Genomic DNA, 1,527 nt, shown 5'->3' on the forward strand with positions numbered 1-1,527 from the left:
TTTTACAATGGAGAGTTTGATCCTGGCTCAGGATGAACGCTAGCGGCAGGCCTAATACATGCAAGTCGAACGGGCGGTAGCAATACCGCTAGTGGCGCACGGGTGCGTAACGCGTAGGCAATCTGCCTACTCCTGGGGGATAGCCCGCCGAAAGGTGGATTAATACCGCATAAGACTACAGAGCGGCATCGTTTAGTAGTTAAAGAATTTCGGGAGTAGATGAGCCTGCGTGCCATTAGCTAGTTGGCGGGGTAAGGGCCCACCAAGGCGACGATGGCTAGGGGAGCTGAGAGGCCGATCCCCCACACTGGCACTGAGATACGGGCCAGACTCCTACGGGAGGCAGCAGTAGGGAATATTGGGCAATGGAGGAGACTCTGACCCAGCCATGCCGCGTGACGGATGAAGGCCTTCTGGGTTGTAAACGTCTTTTGCCCGGGAAGAAAAAACTCTTGCGAGAGGAATCGACGGTACCGGGTGAATAAGCACCGGCTAACTCCGTGCCAGCAGCCGCGGTAATACGGAGGGTGCAAGCGTTGTCCGGATTTATTGGGTTTAAAGGGTGCGTAGGTGGCCCTGCAAGTCCGTGGTGAAAGCCTGCTGCTCAACAGCAGAACTGCCATGGATACTACAGGGCTTGAGTCCAGACGAGGTTGGCGGAATGGATGGTGTAGCGGTGAAATGCATAGATACCATCCAGAACCCCGATTGCGTAGGCAGCTGACTAGGCTGGTACTGACACTGAGGCACGAAAGCGTGGGGAGCGAACAGGATTAGATACCCTGGTAGTCCACGCCGTAAACGATGGATACTCGCTGTGGGCGATACACAGTCCGCGGCTTAGCGAAAGCGTTAAGTATCCCACCTGGGGAGTACGCCGGCAACGGTGAAACTCAAAGGAATTGACGGGGGCCCGCACAAGTGGTGGAGCATGTGGTTTAATTCGATGATACGCGAGGAACCTTACCGAGGCTAGAATGCGCGTGACCGGTTCAGAGATGGACCTTTCCTTCGGGACACAAAGCAAGGTGCTGCATGGCCGTCGTCAGCTCGTGCCGTGAGGTGTTGGGTTAAGTCCCGCAACGAGCGCAACCCCTATGTTTAGTTGCCAGCGGATTATGCCGGGGACTCTAGACAGACTGCCTGCGCAAGCAGCGAGGAAGGCGGGGACGACGTCAGGTCATCATGGCCCTTACGCCTCGGGCTACACACGTGCTACAATGGACGGTACAGAGGGTCGCCACCTGGCAACAGGGAGCCAATCTCAAAAAGCCGTTCTCAGTTCGGATCGGAGTCTGCAACTCGACTCCGTGAAGCTGGAATCACTAGTAATCGCGTATCAGCAACGACGCGGTGAATACGTTCCCGGGCCTTGTACACACCGCCCGTCAAGCCATGGAAGTCTGGTGGACCTGAAGCTGGTGCTCGTCACAGAAGCCAGTTAGGGTAAAACAGGTAACTGGGGCTAAGTCGTAACAAGGTAGCCGTACCGGAAGGTGCGGCTGGATCACCTCCTTTCTGGAGCAC

Annotated in this window: 1 rRNA gene; it reads left to right on the top strand. The window is 56.2% G+C overall.

Annotated elements, in window-relative coordinates:
* Positions 1-4: 4 nt before the first annotated feature.
* A 16S ribosomal RNA gene (locus B0919_RS24435) occupies positions 5-1,518 on the top strand.
* Positions 1,519-1,527 lie beyond the last annotated feature (9 nt).

The organism is Hymenobacter sp. CRA2 (assembly GCF_002007105.1).
Classification (GTDB): domain Bacteria; phylum Bacteroidota; class Bacteroidia; order Cytophagales; family Hymenobacteraceae; genus Solirubrum.